This window comes from Ramlibacter tataouinensis, assembly GCF_001580455.1.
GTDB classification, from domain to species: Bacteria; Pseudomonadota; Gammaproteobacteria; order Burkholderiales; family Burkholderiaceae_C; genus Ramlibacter; species Ramlibacter tataouinensis_B.
This window is the reverse complement of record NZ_CP010951.1, coordinates 3020697-3047171: the sequence shown is the minus strand read 5'-3', so window position 1 is coordinate 3047171 and position 26475 is coordinate 3020697. Positions and strand designations below refer to the sequence as shown.

Sequence of the window (26475 nt, the reverse complement as noted above, 5' to 3'; positions counted from 1 at the left end):
GTCAATGTAGTACGGCCGTCTCGATCGGCGCGAGGGCTAATTGCTGTGCCTTCACCATTCGGCGCAACTCGCCGCGCAGCACTTTCCCCATGCCGTTTCTCGGAATGGCGTCGATATAGGCGACGCGCAGGCTGGGCAGCTGCGGAAAGCGCTGCTTGAAACGGCTGATCACCGCGGCAGCGTCAAAGCCCATGCCGCGCACGACGGCGACCCAGGGCTGCTCGGTGGCGCCCGCCTGGTCCACCGCAAACGCGGCCATGTCGGCGATGCCTTCGCAGGCGCGGATAGCGTCTTCGATGAGCGTTGGGGCTACCTTAATGCCGCCAAGGTTCATGAGCTCCTGAGTGCGACCGACGATCGCTAGCAGGCCGCCGGCAGTGAGCACGCCCGCATCGCCGGGGTAGAACCAGCCATCGCGAAAGGCGGTTTGCGCTGAGATCTCTTCCCGCGGTTCGTCTGCATAGCCGCTGACGGCCGTGGCGCCGCGCACACGCACTTCACCGACCTGACCGTGCGAAACAGGTTGGCCGTCGGAGTCCACGACCTGCACTTCCACGCTGGGCACGACATAGCCGCCCGTCACGCCGTTTTCCATGCTGGCATTCATGCGGTAGACGGTGCCGACCTCGGTGGACCCGTACACCACCATCAGCTGCGAAGTCAGACGCAGTCGCGCCTGCTGCGCGAGATCGTGCGGCAGGGCGCTGCCGCCGACGGACACGGTCAGCCCTTCGACAGGCCACGCGTCGCGCGGCATGGACTTCAACATGCCCGCAAGCTGCACGGGCGACATGAAGGCGACGCTCACGCCGTTTCGGCGCAGGGTGATGTAGGCATTGTCTTTCGGCAGGAGCATGACCACCCGGCCGCCATGCGCCCAAGTCGCCATCGGCAGCTGGTAGCCGCCTACGGTGTCGGCCCCGACCATGGCCATGACACGGGCAGTCGGCGCGGCCGCCGCGCCGAGCGAGCCGGAGAACACCCGGTGCTGGAACTGGCCATAGGTGATGACGATTTTTTTCGGTTTGCCAGTCGTGCCGGAGGACAGCACGAGCCGCAGCGGGTCGTCATAGCCGTGCTCACGATCCACGAACGCTGGAAACTCATTGGTGGGGCCGGCGAGCCAATCCTTGGTGACCCGGATGATCCGCCGCTCGCCACCCAGCAGATCCTGGTCGGTAAGAACGACCTCAGCACCGGTGAAGCGGAACAGCTCGCTGTCCGAGCCGAAGGCCGTCACCGACACAACGCCCATGCGGCCCAGGGCGATGGTGAGCAGCCAGTGGACATAGGGGTGCGCCACGTTGACCAGTACGCGCCGCGCGGCGCCGACTTCGAGGGCGGCCAGGCGGCGCGTGGTGCGCTCGATGTCCTTTGCGAAGCGCTGGTACGTGACATGTTCCTCGCCAAACACGCAGGCGATGGAATACGGGTTGAAGCGCGAGTGAAACAGGATGGACGAGTAGAACGTAGACCTGAAAGGAGCGGACATGGCGAATTTTGGTGTAGGTCGTACAGGCCGATACGGGCGCCCTGAAGTATAGGCAGAGCTTGCGCTTCGGCAGCAGGCCGGATTGGTGAAAGCGCCGGAACCATGAAAAAAGGCCAGCCCTTGCGGGCTGGCCTTCATGCTGCGCCGGAGCGCAGGTTCAGCGGATCACGCCGATCAGGCGATGTTGGCAGCGTTCATGCTGTTCACGCCGGTCAGTTCGATCGCCATGTCGCCGGTGTCGATCACGCCGTTGGCGTTCACGTCGGCGTACAGCGTGTGCTCGCTGGTCACGAAAACCACGTTCAGCGTCGTGGTGGGGGCGTCAGGCAGCGCCGTGTTGGCGATGGTCCCGTTGCTCACGTTGCCGATGAAGCTAACACCGCCGGCCAGGCCCGCAAGAGTCGCGACAGCGGACAGATTGATCACATCGTGACCCGACAGCGTGCCAGCCGTGAAGTTCGTGATCGTGTCGACGTTCACGCCCGACGATTCCGAAGCCAGGTTGTAGATGTAAGTATCCACACCCAAGCCACCCGTCATCGTGTCGCCACCCGCACCACCGGTGATGGTGTTGGTGCCATTGCCGGCGATGATCACGTCGGCGCCCGCGCCACCCTTGATGGTGTCGTTGCCGGCACCGGTCGTGATGTGGTCGGTAGCGGTCGTCAGGCTGGCGTCCACGTTCTGGTTGCCCGAACCCATGGCCGACACATCGACGCTGGCGCCCTTGGCGATCACCGTCTCATTGCCATTGCCGCGGATCGTCACCGAGTCGTGCGAACTGCCGGCACCGACCGTCACCGAATTGGCCGCGGTGGAGATGGAACCAACGGTGCCCAGGAAGACCGTGTTGGACGTCGTGGCATCGGCGACCACCGTGTTGGCGCCGTTGCCGGAGTTCAGGGTAGCCGTGGTGCCACTCAGGTCGAAGCTGTTGTTGCCATTGCCGGCCGTCACGTTGCTGTTACCGGCGATGACCACGGTCTCGTTGCCGTTGCCCAGCGTCACGGTGGCGGCGCCGCCGGCGTTGATCACGTCGTCGCCGTGGGTGTTGCCGAGGTTGATCACTGCCAGGCCGGTGCCCGTCGTGATGTCGTACACGCTTTGCGCGCCGCTGCCGCCCGTGATCGTCACCGCGTTCGTGGTGCCGGTACCGTCGAACGTGAAGTCGCCGGCGTACAGCAGGTTGTCCGGGTCGCTCAGGTCATCCACCATCGACGCGGCGTCGATGGTGAGAGCGCCACCTGCGTTCATGTCAACCGTGCCGGTCAGCGTGATGTCGTCGCCCACCTCGGTCTGCGACACCACCACCTTGTCGAAGCCCATGTCCAGGGCGTCGAGGTCGGCCGTGCCGGCACCAGTCGTGTGCAGCGTCACCGTATCTGCGGTGCCCGCACCGCCCACCAGGTGGTCGGCATTGGTCAGCTGGACGTCGTCGGCGATCACGTTCACGCTGGCGGAGGCGAGCTGGCTGATCACCGAATCGTTGCCGTTGCCCAGCGTGACATTGAGGTTACGACCGAAGTCGGCCGTCACACGCAGGATGTCGTCACCGTTCTCGCTCAGAACCACGTTCTTCAGGCCGCCGTTGTGCGCCAGGCCGCCGACGCTGGCGATCAGGCCCAGGGTCAGGTCGTTGCCGCCGCTGCTCAGTTGCAGGGTTTCGATGCCGTCGATCTGGAAGAAGAAGGCGTCGTTCTGCGTGCCGAGCGAGCCGTTGGCGATCAGCGTGTCTTTGTCGCCAGCACCACCTTCGATCTTGTCGGAGGCAGTCAGGCCACCTGCAGCGAATTCGATCGTGTCGTCGCCGGCACCGGTGTCGATGTCGGACACCGCGCCGCTCGCCACGTAGACGAAATCGCTGCCCGAACCCGTGCGGATCGTCGCCGTATCGCCGAACGACCACACCTCGTTGTCGCCGTCGCCGACATTGATCGTGGCGTTGCCAACGGCCAGGACGTAGTCGTCGCCCGAACCTGCGACGACGTTCGCGACGTCGCCGTACGAGTACACGACGTTGTCGCCTTCGCCGGCGAAGACCGTGTCGGTCGAGCCAGAGGTGCCGATCTGGACGAAGTCGTCGCCGGAGCCGGCCGTCACGGTAACGTCGCCGCCTTCCGTGGCGTACACGTCGTTGTCGCCGTTGCCGACGTTCACCGTCGCGTCGCCGATGCCCATGGTGACGCTGTCGTTGCCCGAGCCCGTCAGGACCGTGAGGCCAGCGGCTTCGATCACGCCACCCAGGTCGAGCGTGAGGTCACCGGTCATGGCGCCCGCGTTGACGGTCGTCAGCTGCGTCAGGCTGAATTCGTTGCCGTAGATGTCGACTTCGGTGTTGCCAGTGATCGTCAGCGTCGTCAGGTTGTCGGCAACGAAGTTGTTGAACTGGACGTACGCGAAATCGGATTGGCCCGAGTCGCTCAGGGTCACGTTGGCGTTCAGCGTCAGGTTCTCGACGTTGGTTTCGGTCGTGTCGAACTCGAACTCGTCGCCAGCCTGCTGCGCCACGTTGATGGTCGCGCTCGAGCCCTCCGGATCGATCACATCCAGCGCGAAGTCATAGTTGTCGGAGTTGCCGTTCGTGAAGTCGACCGTCACGCCGTTGACCATGTTGGTCAGTTCCAGGTCATCAGCCACCGGGCCCGTGAAGACATAGTGGTTGATACCGGTGTTGTTCGCGCCGGTGAGGATGCCATCGAAGCTGCCCGACGCATCACCGTTCACTTGCAGCGTCTGGAAGTTGGTGACGTTCGCGAAGTCGTCTTCGCCGCTCACGTGATCGAGGGTGTCCACGGCCAGCGTGTTGGCGCCCGTACCGCCGTCGATCGTGTAGCCAGCCGCAGAGTACGTGCTGGTGTCCGAATCGAAGTGCTCCAGACCCTGGTAGCCCAGAGAGACGATGTCATCGCCGGCACCCGTCTGGACGTCCAGCGTGGCAGCGATGTCACCGCTGCCCGATCCGCCGCCGAACAGGTTGATCTGGTCATCGCCCGCGCCGGTCGTGATGGTCACATCGGCATTCTCGGTGGAGCCGCCATAGCCGCCCAGGTTGAACACGTTGTCGCCATCGCCGAGGTTGGCGTCGAGCGAACCGGAGACGCTGAACACCTGGACGTAGTCGTCGGCCGCACCGGTCGTGATGTTGCCCTGGTTGCCGACAGCGTAGACGTCAACGGTGTTCGTGTCGCCCGCCTCGCCGCCGAGGTTGATCGTCAGCACGTCCTCGGCACCGCCCACAACCACGAAGTTGTTGCCGGCGCTGGCATTGATCGTGATGTCGCCGGAACCGGACACAGCGTCAGTCGGAACATGCGTGACGGGGTCGTGATGGAACTCCTGATAGGCATAACCCGTCATGACCTCGTTTGAGCCTGCACCCACGTCGATGATGATCGAGTTGGCGTTGCCCACCTGGACGCCGTCGTCGCCCGAACCGGCGGTAATGCTGATGTTGTGGAAGTCCTCGCCGCCGGTACCGGGGTTGGTACTGACGTAGTTGTCGCCGTCGCCGACGTTCACGGTCAGATCGGTGGCGTTGTCTTCTGCCGTCGTCGTGTAGACAGTGTCGTCGCCGCTGCCAGTGATCACGTTGATCTGGCCAACATAGTTGTCGGCATCGATCGCGACGTAGTTGTCGCCGTCGCCGGCAGCCACGTTCATTTCGCCCGTGCCCACCAAGCGCTGCAGGTCGGCATCGAAGCTGCCGCTGGCGCCGTGCACCGAACCCTCGATGTCGTCGTCACCCGAGCCCGCGGTCACGTTGGCGTCGATGTCCAGGTCGAACGTGACGTAGTTGTCGCCGTCGCCAGCCGAGATGGAGGCGTCGGAGCCGCCGCTCGCGTCGATGTTGTCGTCGCCGGAGCCCGTCACGATGGTGCCGTTGTCGCCGAACCCGACTTGCAAGGAGTTGTCGCCGTTGCCAACGGTGATCGTGGCGTCGTCCGTCATCTCGCCCGAGAAGTTCAGGCCGCCGTCGAATGCGCCGGCCGCCACCGTGGTGAGGGTGGCGTCCGCCATGCCCAGCGTGAGCTCAGCCTCGCCAGTGACGGTCACGGTCGAGTAGTCCACGCCGTGCAGCGTGAGGTCCGAACCGACAGAACCGTGCGAGGCGATCTCGGCCGCTTCGGTGCCGTTACCGTCCACATCGCCCGCCCAAACGTCGCCGTTGAAATCGGAGACGGAAACGACCTGGTCAGTGAAGAGGGCACGCGCCGCAGGCGTGTAGCCCACGCGAACATCGATGCTGTCGTTGCCGTTGCCCTGGAGATCCAGATTGACCACGTTGCCGACGTTGCCCAGCGTGATGTCGCCGGTGCTGTTGACGGAGCGGACGTTCTGCAGGCCGGTGACGTTCACCAGGCCGAGATTGACGCCGGTGCCAAACGAGTCAACTTCGAGCGTTTCCACGCCGTCCATGACGAAGCCATTCACGCTGGTGGCGCCGTTGTCGGCGATCACGCGCAGGATGTCGTCGCCGTTGCCGCCATGGACGGCGTCCGACGCGTGCAGCGTGGTGATGGTGCCCAGCTGGCCGATGATGACGTCATTGGTGTCGCGCGCGGGAATCACGTCCGTGGCGCTGATGGTCAGCAGCGCGGGGGGCGTGAGCGAGGTGTCGTTGACGGTGGCGGACGCAGACTGGCCGGCGATGGCAATGTTCAGCGTCTCGGCGCCTTCGGTCGTCAGATCGTTCACGAGCGTGACCTGGACGACGGCCTTGCCGTCGGCGCCGACCACGGCGGTGCCGGTCAGCGAGCCGCCGACGACGTCGGCGGAGGACACGCCGGTCAGCGTGTAGCTGAACGAGGTGCCTGCGGGGACATTGGTCGTCGTCAGCGTGAAGAAGACGGTGCCGCCTTCGTCCACGGCGGCGACATTGCCGGCGAGCGCGAAGGTCGGGACGGGCGCCGTGGAGACGTCGTTGACGGTGACGTTCGCGGCTTGGCCGGCGACGGTCAGGGTCAGCGTCTCAGCGCCTTCGGTCGAGCCATCGGCGGCGAGCGCGATCTGGATGTTGGCCTTGCCGTCGGCGCCGATGATGGCGGTGCCGGTCAGTTGACCGCCAGCGACGTCGGAAGCCGACACGCCGGTGATGACGTAGCTGTAGGCCGTGCCAGCGGGCACGTTGGTGGTCGTGAGCGTGAACACCACGCTCTGGCCTTCGTCGACGGACGTGGCGCCACCGGCGACGCCGAGCGCGAACGTTTGCACCGGGGTCGTGGACGTGTCGCTGACAGTGACCGACTTGCTCAGGTTGGCCATCGAGAGCGTCAGCGTCTCGACGCCTTCCGTGGCGGCGTCGTTGGTCAGCGTAACCTGGACGACGGCGTTGCCGTTGGCGTCGACCGTAGCAGTGCCGGTCAGCTGGCCGCCAGCCACATCAGCCGCGTTCACGCCGGTGATGGTGTAGGTGTACTGGGTGCCGGCGGCCTTGCCAGCCGTATCCAGGGTGAAGAAGACGGTGGTGCCTTCGTTGGCCGTGGTGACGCTGGAGGTCAGGGCGACGCCACCGGTCGAGTGGGCGTTGACGGAGGCGGCGATCGCTGCGTCGACGTTGGCGGTGGCGGCGGTCACGCTGGCTGCGGTCGAATCGACGGTGGCCAGGAACTGGCGAGCCACCTCGACGGCCGCGATGCCGCTGTAGCCGACGATCTCTTCAGCGGTATTGAGGTGTTGCATCCACAGCGTGGAGATCCCCATCTTGTTGGCGACCGACACCGCGTCGGCGTTTTGCGCGCCGATCAGGATGTTGTAGGCCGCATAGGCAGGCGAAATCGCGCCGCTGTTCACGGCGTTCGACCAGAATGCGATGCCATCCGCTTCGGCATGCCGGTTGAACAGGTTCATGTAGATCGCGTCGATCTGCGCGGCACCGAAGGTGGTGCCGTACAGGGCCTGCGATTCAGGCGATGCGCTGAACGCCGCAGCAACCGACTGCACGGTGGCGTTCGGTTGGTTCAGATAGAAGTTCAGGCCATCGAAGTCCGGGGGACGACCGAAGTAGGCCAGATACAGTTGGGTCAACTGTGTTTGCGTAACCGCCATTTGCAGCTCCTGATGAGAATGTGTGCCGTCAATCCGTTGAAAGCTCGGGAGTCGAGACTCCCTCGCCTTTGCGAGCCCTGACCCAATACGAGCCAATACTCCCGCTAGGGCTAGGCGCGACTATAGAGGGTCCTCAGCCGTATCTTGTGATCTGAATCACTTTTTGGAAGATTTTGTTGCAGGTCGGCCACATGAATCTTGTAACCCAAGTCCTTGTTTTCATTGGGTTTTCGCTAAATATTCCCGGCCACCTGTAACCGCGTCCCCAGAGGCCGGGCAACAGAGTGTGTCCCCAGGCTCCATATAGTTGAGACAGACGCTATAAAAGTGATAGCACCTGGGGTTCCGTCAATAACCGGTTGACTCTTCATATAGGAAGCTGAACAATTCGCTTCCTATATGAATTCCTCGCTCCGCGTCCCGCTGAACGCCCAGCCTGAACAGGCTGCGAGGCTCGTCGCCTTGCAGGCCGCTTTTTCTCAGGCCTGCAACGCGCTGGCGCCCTTAGTGCAAAAGACACGGGTGTGGAACCGCGTTGCGCTGCACCACATGGCCTACAAGCCGCTGCGCGAGCAGTTTCCGCAGATGGGCTCGCAGATGGTGTGCAACGCGATCTATTCAGTGTCGCGCCACTGCCGCATGGTGTTCCAGAGCCCGGGCAGCCCTTTCAACCTGACCAAGCTCGGCGACAAGCCGCTGCCCCTGCTCCGCTTTGCCAGCACCTGCCCCGTGTACTTCGACCGCCACACGTTGAGCCTGAAGGAAGGCCAGTTGTCGATGTACACGCTGGACGGCCGCATGCGCTTCAAACTGGACCTCAACGTGAAGGACGAAGCGAGGTTCCACCAGCAGAAGCTGCGCGAGATCGTGCTGTCCCGCAGTCGCGCCGGCAGCTTTGAGCTGCAGTTCGCCTTTTCGGAAACCGACGACACCCCTGACCTGCCCACGGCCGAGATGCCCGAGTACGTGATGGTGGAGGAGATGAATGAGCAACCCCGTTGACCCGCGCGCCCTGCGTGCCCCCACCACCGAGCTGCAGGAGGCCGTGCGCGAGCTGCGGCCCTACTTCGTGCGCACCGCGTGGTTCTCCATCATCGCGAGCCTGCTGGTGCTGATGCCCACCTGGTACATGTTCGAGGTCTACGACCGCGTCGTGAACAGCCGCAACCACCTCACGCTCGGCATGCTGACCCTGATGGTGCTGGCCGCCTACGCCGTCATGGAGCTGCTCGAATGGGCGCACGGCGAGCAGATGCACCGCGCCGGCCTGGCGCTGGACCGCAAGCTCGGCCCGCGCCTCTTCCACCTGCTATTCGAGGCCAACCTCAAGCGGCTGCCGGGCGGCACCACACAGCCCATGTCCGACTTGCGCACGCTGCGCGAGTTCCTGCCGTCGCCGCTGCTCAAGTCCATGATCGAGGCGCCCGTCGCCCTCGTCTTCCTGGCCATCATCTTCTTCATCGACCCGGTGCTGGGCTATTCGGCGCTGGTGGGCGCGGTGCTGCAGTCGCTGGTCGCGTGGGCCAACGAAGCCAGCACTCAGCCGCCGCTGTCGGCGGCCGGCCGCAGCTCGATCGCCGCGCAGCAGTATGCCGACGGCAGCCTGCGCAACGCGCAGGTGATCGAGGCCATGGGCATGCTCGGGAACATCCACAAGCGCTGGATCGCCAAGCAACGCGAATTCCTCGGACTGCAGGCGGTGGCTTCGGATCGCGCCGGCTTCTACTCGGCGATCTCCAAGTTCTTGCAGACCGTAATGGGCTCGCTCCTGCTCGGCCTGGGTGCCTGGCTGATGCTGCGCAACGAGCTCGGCGGCAACGGCGGCCACATGCTGGTGGGCTCAATCCTCGGCGGCCGCGTGCTGCAGCCGCTGGTGCAGTTCGTGGGCCAGTGGCGCATCGGCGTCAACACGCGCGACGCCTGGAAACGCCTGAACCAGCTGCTGGTCACCCTGCCGGCGCGCCAGGACTCCATGCCGCTGCCGCCCCCGCGTGGCATGCTCGCCGCGGAGAACCTGCTGGCCGCGGCGCCCGGCACGCAGACCCCGATCCTCAAGGGCGTGTCCTTCGGCATCAATCCCGGCGAAGTGCTCGCCGTGATCGGCCCTTCGGCCTCCGGCAAGACGACGCTCGCCCGGGTGCTCACCGGCGTCTGGCCATCCGCGGGCGGCAAGGCGCGCCTGGACGGGGTCGATCTGTACACTTGGGACAAGAGCGAACTCGGCCCCCACGTGGGCTACCTGCCGCAGGGCGTGGAGCTGTTCGACGGCACGCTGGCGGAAAACATCGCGCGCTTCGGCAAGGTCGAGAAGGCAAAGGTCGAGAACGCCGCCCGCGCCGTGGGCCTGCACGAATTCATCATGCATCTGCCCGACGGCTACGACACCGAGGTCGGCCCTGAAGGCGCGCGCCTGTCCGGCGGCCAGCGCCAACGCGTGGCCCTGGCCCGTGCCCTGTACGGCGACCCGGTCTTCGTGGTGCTGGACGAGCCGAACTCCAGCCTCGACGAGGTGGGTGACGCCGCGCTGAGCGCCGCGATCCAGGCGTTCAAGGCGCGGGGCACGACCTTCGTCGTCATCACGCACCGCACCAGCATCGTGGGCGTTGCCGACAAGCTCCTGGTGCTGCGCGACGGCACGGTCGCCGCCTTTGGCCCGCGCGACGAAGTCCTGGCCGCGATGCAGAAAGCCAACCAACAGGCCCAGGCACAGGCCCAGGCCCGCCAACAGCAGGCCGCCCCGGCACGCGCCGCGAAGGAAACGACCGCATGAAGACCCCCACCTTCTTCCAGCGCAGCGAACTGGCCGCGACCCTTTGGTCGTTTCGGCGCGAATTCGCCATAGTGGGCCTGTTCAGCGCCGTGGCCAACCTGCTGATGCTGACGCCGACCATCTACATGCTGCAGGTCTACGACCGCGTGCTGGTGAGCCACAGCGAGCTGACGCTGTTGGCGGTGTCGCTCATCTGCCTGTTCCTGTTCGCGGTGATGGCGATGTCCGAGTGGACGCGCTCGCGGCTGCTGGTGCGCACCGGCGTGCGCCTGGACGAGCAGTTGGGTACCCGCGTCTTCAACGCCAGCTTCGAGGCCTACCTCGACAGCAGCGGCTTGAGCCCGCAGCGCGCCTTCAACGACCTGCTGCAGGTGCGCCAGTTCCTCACCGGCCAGGGCATCTTTGCGTTCTTCGACGCGCCGTGGACGCCCATCTACATCGCGGTCAGCTTCGCGCTGCATCCGCTGCTTGGCATCCTCGCAATCGTGTTCGCAATAGTTCAGGTCGGGCTGGCTTGGTTCGGCCACCGCCACACGGTGGCGCCTTCGGAAGAGGCGGTGAAGGCCAACCTGGAGGTGAACCTCTTCCTGCAGGGCAAGCTGCGCAACTCCGAAACGCTCGAGGCCATGGGCATGGTGCGAAACCTGCAGCAACGCTGGCGCGAGCGCCACGTCAGGGCGCTGGCCCGGCAGACGCAGTCGCAGGCGGTGAGCAACCGAGTCACGGCCTGGAGCAAATTTGTCCGCTACAGCCAGCAGTCGCTATCGCTGGGCGCGGGTGCGCTGCTGGTGATCGACGGCCAACTGAGCCCCGGCGCCATGATCGCAGCCAACGTGCTGATGAACCGCGCCCTCGCACCCATCGACATGATGGTCAGCTCCTGGCGCAGCTTCATTGGCGCGCGCGCCGCGTTCGAGCGCCTGGAGAAGCTGCTGGGGACCTTCCCCGAGCGCGACCCGGCCCTCACGCGCGTGGCGCCTACCGGCGAGATCACGCTGCGCGGCGTCGAGGCGACAGCGCCCCGCCGCGAAGCGCCCATCCTCAAAAAAATCAACTTCGCGATCCCCGCCGGCACGGTGGTGGCGGTGCTCGGCCCGTCCGGGTCCGGCAAGTCGACCTTGGCGCGCACGCTGGTGGGCATCTGGCCGGACGTCAGCGGCGAAGTGCTGCTCGATGGCAGCCCGATCGAAGGCTGGAACCGCCTTGAACTGGGACCGCACCTGGGCTACTTGCCGCAGGACGTCGAGCTTTTCGATGGCACGATCGCCGAGAACATTGCGCGCTTTTCGGAGATCGACTCTGAAAAGGTCATCACTGCGGCGCGCATCACCGGCCTGCACGAATCGATCCTGCGCTTCCCAAAGGGCTACGACACGCCCATCGGCGAGGCCGGCAGCGTACTCTCGGGCGGGCAGCGCCAGCGCATCGCCCTGGCCCGGGCCGTCTACGGCGACCCCGCACTGGTGGTGCTCGATGAACCGAACGCGAACCTCGACGACGCCGGCGAAGCCGCGCTGATGAACGCGGTCGCGCAGCTCAAGGCCAAGGGCAAGACGGTGTTTATCGTCAGCCATCGTCCCGGCGCCCTCGCCGTGGCCGACTGGATCCTGGCGCTCAACAACGGCGAGGTGGTCGCTAACGGTCCTCGCGACTTGGTGACTCAATTCGCCAGGCGCCAGCACATGGCAGCCCAGTCCGATACGGGCAGTGGTCCCTTGCCCCCCCAGCCCGCCTGACTTATTCCCGAACTGAATTCCAAGCGATAACGACCATGGTCAACATCCCTTTCCTCAAATCCGCCCGGCCCGAGGGCACCGAACTGGACGCCGCCGCCGAAGAGGCTGTACTGGCCGACGACGGCAAGCGCGCAACCCGCATCGGCCTGTGGGCCCTGGCGATCGGCTTCGGCGGCTTCATGCTGTGGGCCGCATTCGCGCCGCTCGATGAGGGCGTGGCCGCACCGGGCCTAGTATCCATCGATACCAAGCGCAAGGCGGTACAGCACCTGACCGGCGGCATCGTCAAGGAAGTGCTGGTGCGTGAAGGCCAGAGTGCCAAGGAAGGCCAGGTCCTGATCAAGCTCGACGCGGCAACGGCACGCGCCAACTATGAGGCCTCCCGGCAGCGCTACCTGTCACTGCGTTCCATGCAATCGAGGCTGACGGCGGAGCAGACGAGCGCAGCCAAGATCACCTTCCATCCCGAACTTATCGAAGCTGCCGGCCAAGACCCGCTGATTCGAGCGCAGATGCTCACGCAGGAGCAGCTCCTCGCGGCGCGTCGTGGCGCGCTGAACGCAGACCTGCAGTCCTTGAGCGAGCAGGTTCAGGGCATGGAAGCTTCGATCCAGGCCTACACGTCCATGATCGAAAGCCGCAGCACGCAACTGTCGCTGCTGAACGAAGAACTGAAGAACACGCGGAGCTTGGTCGCGGACGGCTACGCGCCGCGCAACCGCCAGTTCGAACTGGAACGGATGGTGGCCGAAGCCAATAGCTCGTTGGCCGACCTGCAAGGCAACATCCTCCGGGCGCGCCGCTCGATCGGTGACCTCAAGAGCCGCGCGATCTCGCGACAGCAGGAGTTCCGCAAGGAGACTGAAGGCCAAATGGCCGACGTGACGCGCGAGGCGCTGGCCGAGGTCGAAAAATTCCGCGCACTCCAGGCCGACCTGGCGCGCATCGACATCAAGGCGCCCGCCACCGGCCAGGTGGTGGGACTGGCCGTGCAGACGCCCGGCGCCGTGATCCAGCCCGGCCAGAAACTGATGGACATCGTGCCCAACGACGAGCCCTTGCTGCTCGAGGCCCGTGTCCAACCGAACTTCATCGACAAGGTCCACGCGGGGCTGCCGGTGGATATCCGTTTCGCGAACTTCGCCAACGCGCCCACACTGGTCGTGGACGGCAAGGTCCTTTCGGTCTCCGGTGACCTCATCACGGACCCCGCGACCAACCAGAGCTACTTCCTGGCGCGCGTGTCGGTGACCCCCGAGGGCCTGAAGAAGCTGGGCAAGCACCAGATGCAGCCCGGCATGCCGACCGAAATGATCTTCCGGACCGGAGAGCGTTCGCTCCTGACCTACCTGCTCGGCCCGCTGTACAAGCGGATGTCGGCGTCGATGAAGGAGGCTTGAAGATGACAAGAGACCTCCTTCGGGCGGTGGCGGTCGCGGCCGCGACGGCCTGCGCCGCGTCCGCGGCCTGGTCGATCGACCTGGCCGAGGCCTATCGCCTGGCCTCGGAGCGCGACGCCACGATCCGCGCCTCGCGCGCCACCAGCGAGGCCGGCCGCGAGCGGCTGCCGCAGGCGCGCGCCTCCCTGCTGCCCAGCGTCTCGATCAATTCATCGCGCTTCAAGAACGACCTGGACTCCAAGACGCCCAACCCGCTGGTGCCCGGGCAGGAAATCAACAACCAGGACCGCTACAACAGCAACAACGACACCTTCGTGATCCGGCAGCCGCTGTTTCGCAAGGCCCTGACGGCGCAGTACCGCAGTGCCGAAGCCGTGGCTGCCGATGCCAACGCCACGCTCGAGCGCGACGAGCAGAGCCTGGTGGTGCGCGTCACGGGGGCCTACTTCGAGGCCCTGCTGGCGGAAGACCAGCTGGAACTGATCGGATTGCAGAAGGCGGCCTATGCCGGCCAGGTCGACGCCGCCACCAAGGCGTTCCGGGCCGGCGCGGGCACGCGCACCGACATCGACGACGCGCAGGCGCGCTATGACCTTGCGGTGGCGCAGGAAGTCGAGGCGCGCGAGAACGTGGACCTGACCCGCCGGCAGTTGCAGGTGCTGATCGACCAGCCGGTGACCACGCTGTCGAAGCTGAATGTGTCCAGGATGCAGCTGACCCCTCCGGCGCCGGCCACCACGCAGGAATGGCTCTCGCTGGCCGAAGCGGCCAGCCCGGAACTGATGTCGGCCCGCGCCCAGGTGGAAGCCGCGCGCGCCGACGTCGACAAGGCGCGTTCCGGCCACTACCCCACGCTGGACGCCGTGGCGCAGGTCTCGCGCAGCACCAGCGAAAACGTCACGCGCCTCAACACCAGCTACTACCAGAAGCAGATCGGCGTGCAGCTGACGGTGCCGATCTTCCAGGGCGGCTACGTCAATTCGCAGGCGCGCGAGGCGCTGGCGCTGCTCGAGCGCTCGGAGAGCCGGCTCGAGGAACTGCGGCGCGACCTCGGCGTGCGGATCCACAAGGAATTCAAGGGTGTGACCGAAGGCGTGCTGAAGGTGCGGGCGCTGGAACAGGCGGTGCGCTCCTCCGAGCAGGTGCTGGTGTCCACCCGCAGGTCCTTCGAGGCCGGCGCGCGCACGCGCATCGACATCCTCAACGCCGAACAGCAGGCGGGACAGGCGCGCCGCGACCTGTCGCAGGCGCGTCTGACTTACATGCTGTCACGCGTGCGCCTGAAGGCGCTCGCCGGCGGACTGAAGGTGGAGAACATTGACGAAATGAACGGCTGGCTCCAGCATTGAGCCAGGGGACCCGCTCACGCTATCCAATCAATGGACCTTCGCCAGTTTCCGCTGTTCGCCAACCTGCCGGAGGACGAGCTCAAGATCACCAGCGGGCTGATGCGGTTGAAGAACTTCGGGCGGCGCGAGATCGTGTGCCGCAAGGAGGAAGTGGCGGACGGCCTGTACCTGCTGTTTTCCGGCTCGCTGCAGGCCGTGGACATCGCCGAAGACGGCCGTGAGATCGGCCTGAACCTGATCAAGCCCGGTAGCTTCTTCGGCGAGCTGTCGGTGATCGACGGCCTGCCGCGCTCGGCCCATATCATCGCCCTGCAGCCCTCCACCGTGGGCCTGATCCCGCAGGCGGCCGCGCGCGAGGTGTTCTACAAGCTGCCCGCCACGGCCGAAGCGATGATGAAGCACCTGGCTTCGCTGGTCCGCAACCTGTCGGCGTTTCGCGCGCTGCTGGCCATCCCCAACGCGCAGCAGCGCGTCTATGCGCTGCTGCAGCAGCTCGGGCAGCAGATGCCGGGCGGCCTGATGGTGATCCAGAACCTGCCCAAGCAGCAGGAGATCGCGATCATGATCAACACCAGCCGCGAGACGGTGTCCCGGGCGATCGCGCAACTGGTCGCCTCGGGCGTGCTCGAGAAGGACTTCCGGCGGCTGATCGTGCGCGACCCGCCCCGGCTGCGGCGCCTGGCGAGCCAGAACACGCCGCCCAACGACTTCAAAATCTGAGCGCCAGCGTCGCGCTGAGCACCTGCGCGTTGTACGTGTACAGCGCGATCGTGTCTCGCGCCCGGCGGCCGCGCCATTCCAGCAGCAGCGAGGTGTTGGTCCAGACGGGCCGCTCGGCTTGCAGGCTTGCCTGGCTCAGGCGGTTGTGCCTGCGCATGTCGAGCAGGCCGGGTGCGAACAGCTCGTCGCTGCTCCAGTCGTAGTAGGAAAGCTGTGGCTTGAAGCGCCACTGGCCGGCCAGCGCCACGGCGCCGAGCTGCACCTGCCACCCCAGGCGGTCGCCGCCCGGGCGCGCGCCGCGCGCGGTGTCGCGCAGCAGCGAGACCCCCGCCTCGAGGTACTGCCACGCGTTCACCCGCCATTCGCGCAGCAGGCCCGCTTCCAGCAGGTACGCATTCTGCGACGCCTGCGTGAAATAGTGCGCGGATGTCGCGTTCAGCGTCGCCTGCCAGAACCCGCCCTGCCCGTAGGCATAGAGCCACTGCAGCGCGGCCACCGCGTTGCGCTGGTAATGCCGGCTTCCGAGCCAGATCTCCTGGGCCTCCAGTTGGCCGCGCATGGTGCCCCAGGGCAGGATCCGGAATTCGCGCGCGGCGGCCGCCGAGAAGGCCCGCACATCGAACGCAGGTTCCTGCAGGTTGCTGCGCTGGGCCAGCGAGAACAGCAGGCCGGTATCCCACCGGGGCAGCGCCACGCTGTAGTCCGCGGCGGCCTGCACGAAGGTGCTGGAGCGCGGCCGGTAGCTCGGGTCCAGGTCGACTTCGACCTTGTTCTCGCCGCTTCCGATCACCAGACTGTGCGCGGTGATGCCCTGGCTCACGTTGCTGTCCCAGCCGCCGCCGACCTGCACGCGGAAGGCGGAGCCCGACGCCACCGGAAGCGTCACGCAGCCGCTGGCTTCGAGGTCCTGCACCAGGCGCAGGAGGGCCGGCGGCGGGTCGAGCTGGACGCGGATCGCCTCGAACATGGCCATGGCCTGATCGCGCTCGCCGCGCCGGCAATGCTCCACGGCCCGGTCCATGATCTCGCCGGCGACCCCGCGCGACGACAGGGCCTCTTCATCGGAGGCGGCGGCCCGGCCCGCCGCGCAGCAGGCCAGGAGCGCGGCGACCCACAGCCACCGCGCCTTCATCCTGCGGCCGTCGCAACCGCGCCCGGGCGCGTCGCCGCGTCGGGCAGCGAACCGCTCGAAGAAGGGAAAGACCAAAGTACGGATGCCTCTCGAAGACCCGGCAGCTGCACTTGCGTCACCGGCACCAGCGCGCTGCCGGCGGCAAGGCGCGCTGCCACCGGCCCGACGACCAGATCGCAACTGAGGGTTTTGGCGATTGCCTGCAGCTTGCTCGCCGTGTTGATGCAATCGCCCACGGCAGTATACGTGCGCCGGAAGCGTGTTCCGAGGTCGCCGACCAGCACCGAGCCGGCTTCGACGCCGATGCGCACCCGCGCCGGCGCGAGGCCCTGCGCGACGCGCTGCTCGTTCCATGCGCGGACGTTGGCGACCATGGCCTGCGCGGCCTCCAGCGCCCGGTGCGTGTGCAGCGGGTTCACCAAGGGCGCACCCCAGAAGGCCACCAGCCCGTCGCCGGTGTATTTGTCGAGCGTTCCTTCGTAACGGAGGATCGGCTCGGTCAGGCACTGCAGGAACTCGCGCGTGAGCTGCGCCGCTTCCTGCAGGCTGGAGCGGTTGGTCAGGCCCGTGTAGTCCTGCATGTCCGCGGAGATGACCGTGATCTCGCGGTGCTGCGGCACCATGGGGTTCTCCAGCCCTTGGCGCAACATCTCATTGAGCACCGAAGGCGCCACGTAGGAGGCGAAGGATCGCAACAGCTGACCCTGTTCGCGCTGCATCATCCACAGCTCCACCGAGATCACGAACAGCATCAGCACGTACGCAAGCAGCGGCGCGCTGGGGCTGAAGGCGGTGTCCTGCAGGACCAGCCAGCCGGCGATCGCCAGCCACGAGGCGAAGGCCGCGATCGTTGCGGGGATCAGCCACCAGGCCTTGTAACGCCCCAGCGCCCAGGCACCCGCTGCGAGCGTCAGCAGCGTCCACAGCGCCGCGATCCAGCGGCCGCTGCCGCCCAGGCCGGCGGTCTTGCCCTCGATGTGGTCGAGCAGCGAGGTCATGGCCGCCGCATGCACCATCACGCCGCCCGCGCTGGCGGCCAGCGGCGTGGCGGCGCGGTCGTTCAGGCCGAGCGCCGACGACCCGACCAGCACCCAGCGCCCGCGCAGCAGATCCGCGGGCACGCTGCCATCGAGCACGTATCGCGCGGGAATGACGGTGTAGGCCTCCCAGCGGCGGGAGAAAGGCAGCGCCCACTCCGCATCCTCGCGCAGTTGCCGCGGCAGGTGATCGAAGGCGTTGACCGGGGCGCCGCGTTGCATGGGGCACGCCAACATGGCGACGGGCAGCAAAGGCGAGCCCTGCCCGTGCCAGCTGGCCATCAGGGGCACACGCCGCACGCGGCCATCGGGATCGAGCCGATGGCCGATGTTGCCGACGCAGCGGGCCTTCGCCAGCCCGTCGTGGTTCGCCAGGTAGCCGGTGGCGGCAATGCCGGCGGGCGCCTCCTGGAGCGCCGGCGCGCCGAACACCGGCTTGCCGCTGGCCACCTGCGGGTTGTGGTCGCGCTGCTCGAAATCCAGCGCCTGCGCCAGCACCAGCGGCGCGAAATCGGCCAGCGCGGCCAGGCGCTCGTCGCCCGCGGCATCGGCCGGCGAGGGGAAAACGATGTCCAGCCCCACGGCACGGGCGCCGTAGGGGCCGGCCAGTGCCTCCAGCAGGTCGGCAATGCGCGCCCGTGGCCAGGGCCAGGGGCCCAGCGCCGCGATGCTGGACTCGTCGAGATCAACGACGACGACCCGGTGCTCCGGTTCGTCCGACGCCAGCATCAGGTGCAGGCGATCGCCGATCAGGTGGTCGAGGGCAGACAGGACCGGGATGCGGGGCGAGGCCCACTGCATCGCCATCGACAGCGCCGCGAGCAGCGCGATGAGCGCCCAGCGAAAAGAAGCGCGATGGTTGCGCAAGTTAGGACTACCTGTTCACGCCGCGCTTACTTGCGCCAGGAAGTCGCTCCCGTCGCCTCGTAGCGGCCGCCGAACTCCCGTTGGTACAGGTACATGGCTTCACCCGCATCCTTGCCGCCGACGATGCCGTTGACGATGGAGGCGTTCGGAATCAGCGAGAAAGCTTCCGACTGGAACTGTCCGTTGGGGTCCACCGAACCCCTGGCGGCGATCCACGCCGACAGGTCGCCCGCGGACACCTTCATCGAGGTTTCGAACTTGCGGGAGCCGAAATCGATCTTCAGCGACCCGTCCGATGCCTTGGACACGACAGAGATGCCGGTCGGTTTGTCGGTGATCACGCCCTCATGCCCGGTCAGGCTGAAACGGCCCACGCCGTCGCCCGGCAGCGCCATGGAGGTCATGGTGGGGTTGGATGCCAGCACGTAGAAACGATTGATCGATACTAGGTTGCGCCCATTGAGCACGTCCTCCGCGCTGACGACGCCGGCGTCCCCCTCGGAAACCGCGGCCCAGCGGCCCCACACGGCGACCGGCGGGTCGGGCTGCTGCGGCTGCGTGGGGGGCGGCGGCGTCACGACAACCGGCGGAGTCGGGTCGAGGACCGGCGGGTTGGGCAAGGTCACCCCTCCGGTGACGAGCTCGGAACCGCGCGAATCCGCCACTTTCACCTCGGTGGGGCCGGCAGGCTGCTTCGCCACCGGTTCCGCGGCCGCCGGCGGTCGCGCCCGGTCGGGACTGGCTGACGGGTCATCGATCAGCTGCGGCCGGCGCTCGCCCGCCTGCAACTGCAGCAGCTTGTCCTTGGCGCCGGCAAACAACTCGACCGCCGAGGGTCCCTCGCAGGGGCCCAAGGCATCGCGCTGGCAGCCTTCGCCCAGGCTGTTCATGATCACACCGCCGGAGTGCACCGAGACCCGCGTGACCTTGGCGTCAGCCAGCACCGTGAAATCGGTGCCCCGCACGCCAATGGCCGCCATGGGCGTGTTGAAGCGGAATTTCTCGCGGGCGGCCTTGGCGCCCTGTCCGGACACGTGGCGCGCGACGCCGTTAACGAGCGAGTACCTGATTTGGGAATCCTGCGGCCGCGCGGGGTCGAAACGCCAGAGCTCCACATGGAGTTCCGACGCCGGACGCACGACCAGCAGGCCGCCGTCGCGCAGGCGAACATAGACATGACTGTCGGGCTGGGTGCGGATGCGGTCACCCTCGAGCACCAGCATGCCCTTGCTCACCGAGTTGGCCGCGCCATCCGCGCGAATGCGCTCGGCCTTGCCCGAAATGAACATGACCTCGCCGCTGCCGGCACCGTTGTCCGGCTGCGCCTGAGCAACTGCCGGCAGCACGAAAGCTGCCACAGCGCTACAGAAAATGCCGCAGAGGTATTTCATTTGCAACAAAATAACACGCCAGCCGAGTAGAAAACGTGATGGCGAGCACAGTTCTCGCTGCAGCCAGGCTCATCCTTTGCCCAATTACAACACCGGTCGCCCTGCTGCTGGGTAAAGAGCCCCGACCTTTGTCGGGCAAAATCCCTCGCATTACCAGCTGACGTTGCTCCTGAAGGGGTAAACGGTCAACTTTTTAACGAAGGGAGAAGAATTAGATGGGGATCGCAGCCGGATTGACCGAGAAGACCGCCAAAGAGGCCAAGACTGCCATCGTCACGGGCGTGACCGGCCAGGACGGCGCCTACCTCTGTGCGCTCCTGCTGGAGAAGGGCTATTCGGTCCACGGAACCTACCGTCGCACGAGTTCGGTGAATTTCTGGCGGCTCGAGGAAGTCGGGGTGCGCGACCACCCGCGCCTGAATCTGGTCGAGTACGACCTGACGGACCTGGGCGCCAGCATCTCCCTGCTGCAGCGGGCACAGCCCGACGAGGTCTACAACCTGGCCGCGCAGAGTTTCGTCGGGGTCAGCTTCGAGCAACCCACGACCACCGCGCAGATCACCGGCCTGGGCACACTGAACCTGCTCGAGGCGATCCGCCTGACCAACCCGAAGATCCGCTTCTATCAGGCCTCGACCTCTGAGATGTTCGGCAAGGTGCAGGCGGTGCCACAGCGGGAGGACACCCCTTTCTATCCGCGCAGCCCCTATGGCGTCGCCAAGCTGTTCGCGCACTGGACGGCGGTCAACTACCGCGAAAGCTACGACATCTTCGCCACCAGCGGGATCCTGTTCAACCACGAATCGCCGCTGCGTGGCCGCGAGTTCGTGACGCGCAAGATCACGGACACCGTGGCGCGCATCAAGCTCGGCAAGCAGGACGTGCTGGAACTGGGCAACATCGACGCGCGGCGCGATTGGGGCTATGCCAAGGAATATGTCGAAGGCATGTGGCGCATGCTGCAGGTGGACGAGCCGGACACTTTCGTGCTGGCGACCCACCGCACCGTGCCCGTGCGTGACTTCGTGCGGATGGCCTTCTCCGGCGCCGGGATGCAAGTGGAATTCCGCGGCAGCGGTGTCGATGAAACGGCAGTCGATGTCGCGACCGGCAAGGTGGTCATGAAGGTCAACCCGAAGTTTTACCGCCCGGCGGAAGTCGACCTCCTGATCGGCGATCCTTCACGGGCGCGCGACAAGCTCGGCTGGGAGGCGCGCACTTCGCTGGAAGAGCTGTGCGCGTTGATGGTCGACGCCGACCTGCGTCGCAACGAGCGGGGCTTCTCGTTTTGAGGATCGCGCTGACCGGCAGCGACGGCTTCACGGGCCGCCATTTCCAGGCCGTCGCCGAGCGCGAGGGCCATGAAGTCCTGCCGTTCCGCGCCGACCTCACCGATGCCGCAGCAACCCAGGCCGAAGCGGCAGCGGTGCAGGCCGATGCGCTGGTCCACCTGGCCGCCATCAGCTTCGTGGGCCACCATGACGAGCACCGCTTCTACGACGTCAACCTGTTCGGCACCCTCAACCTGCTCGACGCCCTGGCCAAAACCGGACGGCCGTGGCGCCGCATTCTGCTGGCCAGCAGCGCCAATGTGTATGGCAACTGCGAGCAATCGCCGATCGCCGAGTCGCAGCCGCCCGCGCCGGTCAACCACTATGCGATGAGCAAGGTGGCGTCCGAACTGATGGCCCGCAGCCGGTTCCCGCAGCTTCCCGTCGTGATCACCCGGCCGTTCAACTACACCGGCCCGGGCCAGCATGAGGCTTTCGTGATCCCGAAGCTGGTCGGGCACTTCAAGAGGCGCAGTCCCACCGTTAACCTGGGCAACCTGGACGTCCAGCGCGAGTACAACGACGTGCGCTTCGTCTGCGAAGCTTACCTGCGCCTGCTGGAACTTGGCACGCCGGGGTCGGCCTACAACATCTGCACCGGCATCACCCACGACTTCAACGCCGTGATCGGGTTGCTGCAGGATCTCACCGGCCACCGGATCGAGGTCCGGACCGATCCCGCCCTGGTGCGCGCGAACGAAGTGCACCGCCTGTGCGGGGACCCGGCGCGCCTGCAGCAGACGATCGGTGCCACGACCGCCTACCAGCTGCAGGACACGCTCGCCTGGATGCTGGCGAGCTGATGTCAGCCACCCGGGTGGTCTTCGGCGGTGCGGCCCTCACCGTGCCCCTGACCGGCGTCGGCCAGTATTCCTTCCAGTTGGCCAGCCGGCTGGCGCGCGATCCGGCCCTGGACATGCTGTTCTTCTACGGGCGCGAATTCGGGCGCGAGGTCCGCGCCGGCGGCAGCCCGCGCGTGCTGCGCTCGCGCCGCTGGGTGCGCGACATCGTGCCCAACGTGTACACCATGCAGCGCTGGCTGCGGCAGCGCCGCTTCGACGCCGGCATGCGCGCCGGCCAGTTCGACCTGTACCACGAGCCGAACTTCCTGCCACTGCGTTTCGACGGGCCGATCGTGCTCACGGTGCACGACCTGTCGTGGGTGCGCTATCCGCAGACGCACCCGGCCGAACGCGTGCGCGACATGGACCGGTACTTCGAGCCGGGGCTGCGCCGGGCGACCCTCGTGCTCACGGTGTCGGAGTTCGTGCGCCGCGAGCTCATCGAGGTGTTCGGGCTGGCGCCGCAGCGCGTGCTGGCCATCCCCAACGGCCTGGACCCGGTGTTCCGGCCCATGCCGGCGCCCGCCACGCGCGACGTCCTGGCCGCCCACGGCCTCTCGCATGGCGCCTACTTCCTTTCCCTCGGAACGCTGGAGCCGCGCAAGAACATCGAGACGACACTGCGCGCCTACGCTCGGCTGCCGCAGGAGCTGCGGCAGCGCCTGCCGCTGGTGCTGGCGGGCATGAAGGGCTGGCGTACCAGCGCGATCGACAGCGTCATGGCGCCGCTGCTGGCCAGCGGCCAGGTCCGCCTGCTCGGCTTCGTGGAGCGCGAGGCGCTGGCGGCTGTCACCGCCGGCGCGCTCGCCCTGGTGTATCCCTCGCTGTACGAAGGATTCGGCCTGCCGCCGCTCGAAGCCATGGGCTGCGGGGTGCCGGCGATCGTCTCCAATGTCAGCTCGCTGCCCGAGGTGGTGGGCGATGCCGGCATCCAGGTGGCCCCGATGGACGACGCGCAACTGGCCGATGCGATGCGCGGACTGGCCGAGGACGCCGGGCTGCGCGCCCGGCTGTCGCTGCGCTCCCTGGAGCGCGCGGCGGCATTCACCTGGGACCGCTGCGCGGCCGAGACCAAGGCGGCCTATGCGAGGGCGCTCGTCGGCTGAGGCAGGAGCTCGCGATAGAGCTCGTGGTAGCTGCGCGCCATGCGCGTCGCGGTGAACAGTTCCTCGAAGCGGCGCCGCGCGGCTACGCCCATCTCGCCGGCCAGGGCGGGTGAATCGAGCAGGCGGCGCATGGCATCGCGCAATGCCGCCGCGTCATCGGGCCCCACGACCCAGCCTGTCACGCCGTCGACGTTGATGAAAGAGGTGCCGGTGCCGATTTCGCAGGTGATCATCGGCTTGCCGCACATCGCGGCCTCCACCAGCGACATGCCGAAAGCCTCGGAGCGCAGGTGGGACGGAAAGACGAAGCCACCGGCCAGGCGCAGCAGGCACATCTTGTCCTCGTCGCTGATGGCGCCGAGGAAGCGCACGTTGGCCAGCGACTCGCGTTCGGCATGCTGGCGCAGACGCTCGGCCTCGGGGCCCGTGCCCGCGACCACGATGCGGCCGCGCAGGTCCTTCGCCGCCCGCAGCAGCGTTTCCAGGCCCTTGTAGTAGCGCAGCACGCCCACGAACAGGAAGAAGCCCTCGCCGACCTCGCCGCGCCAGCGCTCGACCTCCGCTGCCGAAGGCTGGGGATAGCTGGCTTCGTCGATGCCGTTGGGGATCACGCGCACCTGCGGGCCCAGGCGCGCCAGCACCGGGCTGCTGTCGCGGTACTGCGGTGAGGTCGCCACCACGGCCGTCGCCGCGCGCAGGAAGCGGTTCATCAGGGGCGTGTACGCCCGCAGCAGCCACTTCTGCCGGACGATGTCCGACTGGTAGGAGACCACGCTCGGCTTGTCGCAGCCGTGCAGCACGTGCAGCAGGTCCCCGAAGGGCCAGGGGAACTGGTAGTGCACCACGTCCGCCCACTGCAACTGGCGCCGGAACTCGGCAAAGGCGTCGATCGAAATCGGGTTGGAGGCGATCTCGAGCGTGACGCGGCTGCGGTGCACCTCGCCCTCGGGCCGGCGCAGCACTGCCGGGTGGGCGCCGGGGCTGAGGGTGAACACCCGGGACTCGTCGCCGAGTGCAGCCAGGCCCTTGCCCAGCTGGTTGATGACCTGTTCGATGCCCCCTAGGGTGTCGGGATAGTAGCTCTTGTAGACGTGCAGGACTCTCATGCGGCGCTTGGTTGCCCTGCAGTCTGCAAGGCACGCAGCGCGAGGAGCGATGCCATTTTAAGCGGCGGCAAAACTATCAGAAGTGGATGCCCCGCATCATCTGCTGCATGGCGATCGCCTCGGGCGACAGCTGCGGCTTGCCGGACTTGTCGCCCTTGGCCGCCGACGAATCCGGGAACATCCGGAAGCTGGTGTTCATGGTGATCTGCGCCACGCGCGGGGCCAGCGCGTGCAGCAGCTCGCCGGCGGTTCCCAGGCGCGTGGCGATGCGCACCGGCTTGAGGATGCAGGCCTGCGCGATCATGTCGGCCGCTTCCTCGGGCGACAGCGTCGGCACGTTGTTGTAGAGGTTGGTCGGCGCGATCATCGGCGTGCGCACCAGCGGCATGTTGATGGTGGTGAAGGTGATGCCGCGGTCGGCGAATTCGCTGGCGGCGCAGCGCGTCCAGGCGTCCAGCGCCGCTTTCGAGGCCACGTAGGCGGAAAAGCGCGGTGCATTGGTGAGCACACCGATCGAGCTGATGTTCACCACGTGGCCGGCGTGCCGGGCGACCATGCCCGGCAGCAGGCCCATGGTCACGCGCAGGCAGCCGAAATAGTTGAGCTGCATGGTGCGCTCGAAGTCGTGGAAGCGGTCGTAGCTCGATTCGATCGCGCGCCGGATCGAGCGACCGGCGTTGTTGATGAGGAAGTCGACGCCGCCGTGCTTTTCCACCAGCAGCTGCACGAAGCGCTCGCAGTCGGCGCCTTCGGCCAGGTCCACCGGATAGGCGATGAACTCGTAGCCCTGGTCCCGCGCCTCGCGGCAGGCGTCGTCGAGCTTGTCCTGGTCGCGCCCGCAGATGATGGTGGTCGCGCCGGCCTGGGCGAAGCGGTGCGCCGCCGCCAGGCCGATGCCCGACGAACCGCCGGTCACCAGCACCACCTTGCCGCCGACGGCCCCCTTGAGCGATCGGTCGATGTGCAGGTCCGGGTCGAGGTGCCGTTCCCAGTAGTCCCACAGGCGCCAGGCGTAGTCCTTCAGGTTCGGGCATCCGATGCCGGAGCCCTTCAGCGCCGCCAGCGATTCGCGGCAGTCGAAGCGCGTGGGGTAGTTGACGAACTGCAGGATGTCCTCGGGCAGCCCGAGGTCCTTCATGACCGCGTTGCGGATGCGGCGCACCGGCGCCAGCGCCAGCAGCCCCTTCTTCACGCTCTTCGGAATGAACCCGAGCAGCGCGGCGTTGACGAACAGGCTCATCTTCGGCGCGTGCGCGGCGCGGCTGAAGATGTCCAGCACGTCGCCGACCCGATAGCCCACTGGATCGACCAGGTGGAAGCACTTCTTCGCGATGCCGCCCAGATGGCTGAGGTGGTCGAGCGCATCCACCACGAAATCCACCGGCACGATGTTGACGCGCCCGCCTTCCAGGCCGATGGTGGGCATCCAGGGCGGCAGCAGCTGCCGCATGCGCTGGATCAGCTTGAAGAAATAGTAGGGACCGTCGATCTTGTCCATCTCGCCGGTGCGGCTGTCGCCGACCACCATGGCGGGGCGGTACACGGTCCACGGCACCTTGCATTCCTGCCGAACGATCTTCTCGCTCTCGTGCTTGGTCATGAAGTACGGGTGCTCGTAGTTCTCGGCCTCCGCGAACATGTCCTCGCGGAACACGCCTTCGTACAGGCCCGCCGCGGCGATCGAGGACACGTGGTGGAAGTGGCCGGCGTCGATCGCGCGGGCGAACTCGACTGCGCTGCGGGTGCCGTCGATGTTGCCGGCGACCTGGCTCTCCTCGTCGGACGACAGGTCGTACACGGCGGCCAGGTGGTACACATGGTCCACCTGCCCCTTCAGGTGTTTCAGGTCGGCGGCGGACACGCCCAGCTTCTTGCCGGTGAGATCGCCGAACACCGGCACGGCCCGGGCCGCGGAAACGCCCCAGTACTCGCGCAGCGCATCGATCTTGTCCCGGGTTTCCTCGCGCAGCAGGAAATGGACCATCGAGCCCTTGCGCTCGAGCAGCTTCCTGACCAGCCGCTTGCCGATGAACCCGGTGGCGCCGGTGACGAAATAGTGCATAAGGATCTCCTCCACGTGCGTGCCCATTCTGCCGAAAGTTTAGGAAGAGACCCCTAAACCGGCCGGGGGTGCAAGGCTTAAAGTGGGAC

At 66.7% G+C, this 26475-nt stretch carries 16 protein-coding genes; 9 read left to right on the top strand and 7 right to left on the bottom strand.

The features are described from left to right. Nucleotide 1 precedes the first annotated feature (1 nt). Complete coding sequence (locus UC35_RS14400) at nucleotides 2-1492, bottom strand: class I adenylate-forming enzyme family protein (protein ID WP_061500841.1); 1491 nt, start codon at nucleotides 1490-1492, stop codon at nucleotides 2-4. 174 nt (nucleotides 1493-1666) lie between these two features. After that, the gene (locus tag UC35_RS14395) at nucleotides 1667-7537 is read right to left on the bottom strand and encodes a DUF4214 domain-containing protein (RefSeq protein ID WP_082793209.1); all 5871 of its coding nucleotides are present in this window, start codon (nucleotides 7535-7537) and stop codon (nucleotides 1667-1669) included. Between the two features lie 399 nt (nucleotides 7538-7936). Between UC35_RS14395 and UC35_RS14390 the strand changes: the two genes are divergently transcribed. The 6 genes from UC35_RS14390 to UC35_RS14365 are packed head-to-tail and all read left to right on the top strand — an operon-like array spanning nucleotide 7937 to nucleotide 15512. Then, nucleotides 7937-8539, top strand: a complete 603-nt coding sequence (locus UC35_RS14390; RefSeq protein WP_061500838.1) for a hypothetical protein — start codon at nucleotides 7937-7939, stop codon at nucleotides 8537-8539. After that, nucleotides 8523-10307 (top strand): type I secretion system permease/ATPase, encoded by a 1785-nt coding sequence (locus UC35_RS14385; protein WP_061500836.1) that lies wholly within the window; start codon nucleotides 8523-8525, stop codon nucleotides 10305-10307. Before UC35_RS14390 ends, UC35_RS14385 begins: the two co-directional genes overlap by 17 nt. Then, nucleotides 10304-12043 carry a type I secretion system permease/ATPase gene (locus tag UC35_RS14380; RefSeq protein ID WP_061500834.1) on the top strand — a complete coding sequence of 580 codons (1740 nt, stop codon included), beginning with the start codon at nucleotides 10304-10306 and terminating at the stop codon, nucleotides 12041-12043. The genes UC35_RS14385 and UC35_RS14380 overlap by 4 nt, the downstream gene beginning before the upstream one ends. 35 nt (nucleotides 12044-12078) lie before the next feature. Continuing rightward, nucleotides 12079-13443 (top strand): HlyD family type I secretion periplasmic adaptor subunit, encoded by a 1365-nt coding sequence (locus UC35_RS14375; RefSeq protein WP_061500832.1) that lies wholly within the window; start codon nucleotides 12079-12081, stop codon nucleotides 13441-13443. A 2-nt stretch (nucleotides 13444-13445) separates the two neighbouring features. Then, nucleotides 13446-14792, top strand: a complete 1347-nt coding sequence (locus UC35_RS14370) for a TolC family outer membrane protein (RefSeq protein ID WP_061500830.1) — start codon at nucleotides 13446-13448, stop codon at nucleotides 14790-14792. A 30-nt stretch (nucleotides 14793-14822) separates the two neighbouring features. Next, nucleotides 14823-15512: a Crp/Fnr family transcriptional regulator gene (locus tag UC35_RS14365; RefSeq protein WP_061500829.1), complete on the top strand. Its 690-nt coding sequence runs from the start codon at nucleotides 14823-14825 to the stop codon at nucleotides 15510-15512. Here the strand turns inward: UC35_RS14365 and UC35_RS14360 are convergent. The 3 genes from UC35_RS14360 to UC35_RS14350 are packed head-to-tail and all read right to left on the bottom strand — an operon-like array spanning nucleotide 15502 to nucleotide 19894. After that, nucleotides 15502-16644 carry a hypothetical protein gene (locus UC35_RS14360; protein ID WP_145979463.1) on the bottom strand — a complete coding sequence of 381 codons (1143 nt, stop codon included), beginning with the start codon at nucleotides 16642-16644 and terminating at the stop codon, nucleotides 15502-15504. The two genes, UC35_RS14365 and UC35_RS14360, sit on opposite strands and share 11 nt — an antisense overlap. Continuing rightward, on the bottom strand, nucleotides 16641-18548 hold the full coding sequence (locus UC35_RS14355; protein ID WP_061500825.1) for a CHASE2 domain-containing protein: 1908 nt from the start codon (nucleotides 18546-18548) through the stop codon (nucleotides 16641-16643). The genes UC35_RS14360 and UC35_RS14355 overlap by 4 nt, the downstream gene beginning before the upstream one ends. Before the next feature lie 26 nt (nucleotides 18549-18574). Next, nucleotides 18575-19894: a FecR domain-containing protein gene (locus UC35_RS14350; protein WP_158513907.1), complete on the bottom strand. Its 1320-nt coding sequence runs from the start codon at nucleotides 19892-19894 to the stop codon at nucleotides 18575-18577. Between the two features lie 260 nt (nucleotides 19895-20154). Here UC35_RS14350 and gmd point away from each other — a divergent pair, with 260 nt between their 5' ends. From gmd to UC35_RS14335, 3 genes are read left to right on the top strand one after another with little or no spacing between them, the layout of a single operon-like run. After that, nucleotides 20155-21231, top strand: a complete 1077-nt coding sequence (gmd, locus tag UC35_RS14345) for a GDP-mannose 4,6-dehydratase (protein WP_061500822.1) — start codon at nucleotides 20155-20157, stop codon at nucleotides 21229-21231. Further along, the gene (locus UC35_RS14340; RefSeq protein WP_061500820.1) at nucleotides 21228-22073 is read left to right on the top strand and encodes a GDP-mannose 4,6-dehydratase; all 846 of its coding nucleotides are present in this window, start codon (nucleotides 21228-21230) and stop codon (nucleotides 22071-22073) included. Before gmd ends, UC35_RS14340 begins: the two co-directional genes overlap by 4 nt. Then, nucleotides 22073-23218, top strand: coding sequence for a glycosyltransferase family 4 protein (locus UC35_RS14335; RefSeq protein ID WP_061500819.1), 1146 nt, complete (start codon nucleotides 22073-22075; stop codon nucleotides 23216-23218). Before UC35_RS14340 ends, UC35_RS14335 begins: the two co-directional genes overlap by 1 nt. On the opposite strand, the gene UC35_RS14330 is transcribed toward UC35_RS14335, so the two are convergent. Both UC35_RS14330 and UC35_RS14325 read right to left on the bottom strand, forming a co-directional pair. Next, on the bottom strand, nucleotides 23194-24324 hold the full coding sequence (locus UC35_RS14330) for a glycosyltransferase (protein WP_061500817.1): 1131 nt from the start codon (nucleotides 24322-24324) through the stop codon (nucleotides 23194-23196). The genes UC35_RS14335 and UC35_RS14330 overlap by 25 nt on opposite strands. 76 nt (nucleotides 24325-24400) lie before the next feature. Further along, a complete protein-coding gene (locus UC35_RS14325) occupies nucleotides 24401-26386 on the bottom strand; it encodes an SDR family oxidoreductase (RefSeq protein ID WP_061503844.1) in 1986 nt (661 codons plus the stop codon). Nucleotides 26387-26475 lie beyond the last annotated feature (89 nt).